Origin of the sequence: Streptomyces nanshensis (assembly GCF_001751255.1) — a bacterium.
GTDB classification, from domain to species: domain Bacteria; phylum Actinomycetota; class Actinomycetes; order Streptomycetales; family Streptomycetaceae; genus Streptomyces; species Streptomyces nanshensis_A.
In genome coordinates this window covers 1-5,026 of the sequence record NZ_LJGW01000662.1, presented here as the reverse complement: position 1 = coordinate 5,026, position 5,026 = coordinate 1, and the positions used below count along the sequence as shown (strand labels likewise).

Below are 5,026 nucleotides of genomic sequence, written 5' to 3'. Positions count from 1 at the left end.
CGCGAGGCCGGGCAGGACGCGGCCTCCGGGCCGGGCAGGGCGACGTCGCTGTGGCGGATGCGCACGACCGTGCCGGACGAGCCGGGGCGGCTCGCGGCGCTGTGCGGGGCGCTGGCGCGGGAGGACGTGGACATCGTCTCGCTGCAGACCTTCCCGCTGGGCCCGGCGCCCGAACCGGAGCCGGACTCCGCGTCCGCGTACGGGTCCGGGTCTCGTGACGGCGGACGCACGGATACCCCGGTGCGCCGCGAACAGGCCCTGGACGAGTTCGTGTTGCGCGCTCCCGCCGCGCTGGAGGCCACCGATCTGACGCGGACCGTGGACGGCGCCGGCGGCTCCCGCACCCGCGTGGAGCGCGCCGACGCCCACGATCTGGAGGACGCTCCGACGCGGGCGCTGCGCCTGGCCGCCCGTACGGCCCGGGACACCGCCGAACTGCCCCTGGCGCTGCGGCAGTTGCTGGGCCGCTGCACGGTGCGCTCGGTGCCGCCCGTCTCGCCGTTCTCCGGGGTGCCCTCGCCCCTGGACGTACCGCCCGAGGGAAGCTGCGAGGAGACCGTGCTGCGGCTGCCCGACCCGGCGGGCGGCGTTATCGTCGTCGAACGGCCCCAACTGCCGTTCACACCGGCCGAGTTCGCGCGTGCCGCGGCCCTGGTGGAGCTGGACCGGGTGGTCGGCGCCGGTGTGCGCGTGCCGCGCTCCGCGGACCGGCTGACGCTGCCGGACGGCCTGCCCGTCACCGTACGCAGGGCCGACACCGGCGATCTGGACGCGGCGCTGAGCATGCACGAGCGGTGCTCCCGCACGACGCTGGACCGGCGCTACCACGGCCCCGTCTCCGAGGCCGACCGCTATCTGCGGCATCTGCTCTCGCCGCGCTTCGGGCGCACCCTTGCCGCCTGGACGGCCTCGGGACGCCTCGTCGCGCTGGGCCATCTGCTGTGGGACGGGGACGAGAGCGAGATCGCGCTGCTCGTCGAGGACGACTGGCAGCACCGCGGCATCGGCGGCGAACTGCTGCGCAGGCTGGTCGGGTTGGCCCGTGAGGCGGGCTCGGCGGACGTCTACGCCGTCACCCAGGCGTCCAACACGGCGATGGTCGCCGCGATGCGCCGGCTGGGCCTGCCGCTCGACCACCAGGTCGAGGACGGCACGCTGGTGATCACCGCCCGGCTCGCGGGCACCGGCGAGACCGCGCCAACCCGGACGGACACCGGTACGGCGACCGGCACGGACACCGCCCGTGCGGCGGGCTCGGACGCGGGCACGGAGCCCGGTGGCGCCGCCGAACGGCAGCTCAGCGGCCCCCGGCACGGCTGATGCTGATGACGCCGGGCCCCCGCGCGTACCAGGATGGGCCCATGTCCGATGCGATGAAGACCACCCCCCTGCCGCGACAGGTCGCCGACGCCTACGTCGACGCCCTCGTCCAACTCGACCCCGTGACCGGTACGTACCTCGGCGTACCCGAGTCCCACAGCCGTCTCCCCGACTTCTCCCCCGCGGGCCAGGAGGCCCTGGCCGAGCTGAGCCGTACGACGCTGCGCAAGCTCGCCGAGTCCGAGGAACAGCCCGGAGCCGACAGCGACGCCGAGCGCCGCTGCGCCCGTCTGCTGCGGGAGCGGCTGACGGCCGAACTCGCCGTGCACGACGCCCAGGAGGGGCTGCGTGCCGTGAGCAATCTGCACTCCCCCGTCCACTCCGTACGCGGCATCTTCACCGTCATGCCCTCCGAGACGCTGGAGGACTGGACGGCCGTCGCCCAGCGGCTGCGTGCGGTGCCCGACGCCCTGGAGGGCTACCGGGAATCGCTCGCCGCCGGTCTGGAGAAGGGCCTGCATGCCGGGCCCCGCCAGGTCTCCACCGTCATCGGGCAGCTCGACGAGTGGGTCGGCGACGGCGACGACGGCGACGGCAAGGGGTGGTTCGCCGCCTTCGCCGCCGAGGGCCCGGACGCGCTGACGGAGGTCCTCGCCTCGGGCGCGGCGGATGCCACCGCCGCCGTACGGGAGCTGCGCGACTGGCTGCGCGAGGTGTACGAGCCGCGCGTCGCGGGGTCGCCGGAGACGGTCGGCCGGGAGCGCTACGCCCGCTGGGCGCGCTACTGGAACGGCGCCGACCTCGACCTGGACGAGGCGTACGCCTACGGCTGGTCCGAATTCCACCGGCTGCTGGGCGAGATGCGCACCGAGGCGGAGAAGATCCTGCCGGGCGCGGCCACCCCGTGGGAGGCGCTGCGGCGTCTGGACACCGAGGGCGAGGCCGTCGAGGGCGTCGAGGAGGTGCGCGAGTGGCTCCAGGGCCTCATGGACGAGGCCATCGAGAAGCTGGACGGCACGCACTTCGAACTGGCCGAGCGCGTCAAGCGCGTGGAGTCGCGCATCGCTCCTCCGGGCGGTGCGGCGGCGCCGTACTACACCCAGCCGTCGCTGGACTTCTCCCGGCCCGGCCGCACCTGGCTGCCGACCATGGGCGAGACCCGCTTCCCCGTCTACGACCTGGTCTCCACCTGGTACCACGAGGGCGTTCCCGGCCACCATCTCCAGCTCGCGCAGTGGGCGCACGTCGCCGACGAGCTCTCCCGCTACCAGACCTCGGTCGGCATGGTCAGCGCCAACGCCGAGGGCTGGGCGCTGTACGCGGAGCGGCTCATGGACGAGCTGGGCTTCCTCACCAGCGCCGAACAGCGGCTGGGGTATCTGGACGCGCAGATGATGCGGGCGACCCGCGTCATCGTCGACATCGGCATGCATCTGGAACTGCGCATCCCGGACGACTCCCCGTTCCGTCCCGGGGAGACGTGGACGCCCGAACTCGCCCAGGAGTTCTTCGGGATGCACAGCGGGCGTCCCGCGGACTTCGTGGAAAGCGAGCTGGTGCGCTATCTCGGCATGCCGGGGCAGGCCATCGGCTACAAGCTCGGCGAGCGTGCGTGGCTGACGGGCCGTGCGGCGGCGCAGCGGGCGCACGGCGACGCGTTCGACCCGAAGAAGTGGCACATGGCCGCGCTCTCCCAGGGCTCGCTGGGTCTGGACGACCTGGTGGCGGAGCTGTCCGCGCTCTGAACTCCCGTACGGGGCGGGCCGGTCGGCGGTGAGGGCCGCCGGACGCACGGTCTGCGCAGGGTGTACGCAGGGGATGTGGGCGGCGGGGTGTGCGGGTGGCGGTGTGCCCCCCGCACACCCCGCCGCCCCGTGCGCGCCCTGCTGCCCACGCGCCTCACACGTCTCTCTAGCGTTTTGGCGACAAGTCGCCCTGTCCATGGGTCGATTGGCCGATGAGGCGACGGTGCCCGGCTCGGTTCACATGTCGCGGCCGAAGCCGTTCTCGGAGTTCACGACCTCGCCGGTGATCCACCCGGCCTCGTCCGTCGTCAGCCAGGCCACCAGACGGGCCGCGTCGTCGGGTGCCGCCCAGCGCCCTCCCGGAAAGAGCGCGGCGACGGCGGCGTGCTCCTCGCCCTGGAGGTAACCGGTGTCCACGGGGCCGGGGTTGACGGCGTTGACGGTGATCCGCGGCGCCAGCGCGGTCGCGAGCGTACGCACGGACGAGGCCAGGGCGCCCTTCGCCAGCGCGTAGCACAGCTCGCCGGGCATGCCGCCTCGTACGTCCTGTCCGGAGGTCATCATCACGACGCGGCCCGTGGGGGCGGCCTCCGGCCGGCTCAGGCGGAGGCGGGCGAACGCCTGGATCAGCAGGATCACCGAGCGGGTGTTCACCGCCCAGTGGGCGTCGAGCATCTCCGCGTCGACGGTGTCGAGCGGGCCGTCGCTGCCGCTGAGGGCGTGGTTGGCGACGAGGATGTCGAGCCCGTCGCCGCCCAGCGCCTCGGCCGCCTGCTCGACGAGGCGGGCGGGTGCGCCGGGTTCGGTCAGGTCGCCGGGTCCGTGTGCGACGGTCGCGCCCGGCGCCGCCGTCTCCCGTACGGCGTCGGCCAGTTGCTCGGACCCGTCGGGATCGGCGCCCCAGGGCAGCGCGTCATCGTGTGTCCGGTGGTGGTGGGTGTAGACGCTCGCGCCGTACGCGGCGAGGCGGCGGGCGACCGCGTGGCCGATACCGGCGCGGCGGCTGGCCCCGGTGACGAGGGCGGTACGGCCGCGCAGCGGCAGCGGGTCGCGGTGCGGTGGAGTCGGATCAGACATGGCGGACAGCCTGGTACGGGCGGGCACGTTCAGTCGCCCGGATTTCCCCCGTGCCGCGGGCGCACCGGCGCATACCGTGCGATGCCGTGCGGCGCGGAAGCCCCGTACGGCCCGCGGCCGGTCCCGTGGTGTCAGCCGTGCACCGGCACCGACCGGTGGTGCAGCGTCGAGCCGTGCCGCGACTTGACGACCTCGAGCTGTACGGGGACGCGCTGGCGCAGGTCGGCGACGTGACTGACGATGCCCACACAACGGTCGCGCTCCCGCAGGGAGTCCAGGACGTCGAGGATCTCGTCGAGCGTCTGCTCGTCCAGGCTGCCGAAGCCCTCGTCGATGAAGAGCGTCTCCAGCCGGGTGCCGCCCGCCTCGTCGGTGACGACGTCGGCGAGGCCGAGGGCCAGCGCGAGGGAGGCGGAGAAGGTCTCGCCGCCGGAGAGCGTGGCCGTGTCGCGTTCGGCGCCCGTCCAGGCGTCGATGACGTGCAGCCCGAGGCCCGAGCGTGCGCGTCCGCCGGCGCGGGCGTCGGAGTGTACGAGGGTGAAGCGCCCGGCCGACATGCGGGACAGCCGTGCGGTCGCCGCCTTGGCGACCTGTTCGAGACGGGCGGCGAGGACGTAGGACTCCAGCCGCATCCGGTGCTCGTTCTCCGAGGAGGTGCCCGCGGCCAGGTTCGCCAGGCGTGCCACGCGTTCGTACGCCTCGCGCAGCGGGGCGAGTTCGCGTGCGCCGGTGACCGCCTGCCGGGTGAGGCCGTCGAGTTCGGCGCAGCGCGTACGGGCGGCGTCCTCGGCGGCAGAGGCTTCGCGCAACCGCCGGGTGGCCTCGTCCGTCGCGCGCTGGGCGGCGTCGGCGTCGGCGGGCGGAAGCGCCGCCGCGGCGGTCAG

General features: G+C 74.3%; 4 protein-coding genes. 2 read left to right on the top strand and 2 right to left on the bottom strand.

Going from position 1 to position 5,026, the window contains the following annotated elements:
• Positions 1-1,320: GNAT family N-acetyltransferase (locus AN218_RS31190; RefSeq protein ID WP_079132789.1), on the top strand; the 1,320-nt coding region annotated here is incomplete at its 5' end.
• Between the two features lie 41 nt (positions 1,321-1,361).
• On the top strand, positions 1,362-3,065 hold the full coding sequence (locus tag AN218_RS31185) for a DUF885 domain-containing protein (RefSeq protein WP_070020383.1): 1,704 nt from the start codon (positions 1,362-1,364) through the stop codon (positions 3,063-3,065).
• A 237-nt stretch (positions 3,066-3,302) separates the two neighbouring features.
• Here the strand turns inward: AN218_RS31185 and AN218_RS31180 are convergent, their stop codons facing one another.
• Together AN218_RS31180 and AN218_RS31175 are read right to left on the bottom strand one after the other, a co-directional pair.
• Positions 3,303-4,142 (bottom strand): SDR family oxidoreductase, encoded by an 840-nt coding sequence (locus AN218_RS31180; protein WP_070020382.1) that lies wholly within the window; start codon positions 4,140-4,142, stop codon positions 3,303-3,305.
• A gap of 131 nt (positions 4,143-4,273) precedes the next feature.
• On the bottom strand, positions 4,274-5,026 hold a 753-nt coding region (locus AN218_RS31175), incomplete at its 5' end, for an SbcC/MukB-like Walker B domain-containing protein (protein ID WP_275937010.1).

Coding starts and splice junctions, on each gene's coding strand:
- AN218_RS31180 (WP_070020382.1), bottom strand. CDS start 4,142: ATGTCTGATCCGACTCCACCGCACCGCGACCCGCTGCCGCTGCGCGGC.
- AN218_RS31185 (WP_070020383.1), top strand. CDS start 1,362: ATGTCCGATGCGATGAAGACCACCCCCCTGCCGCGACAGGTCGCCGAC.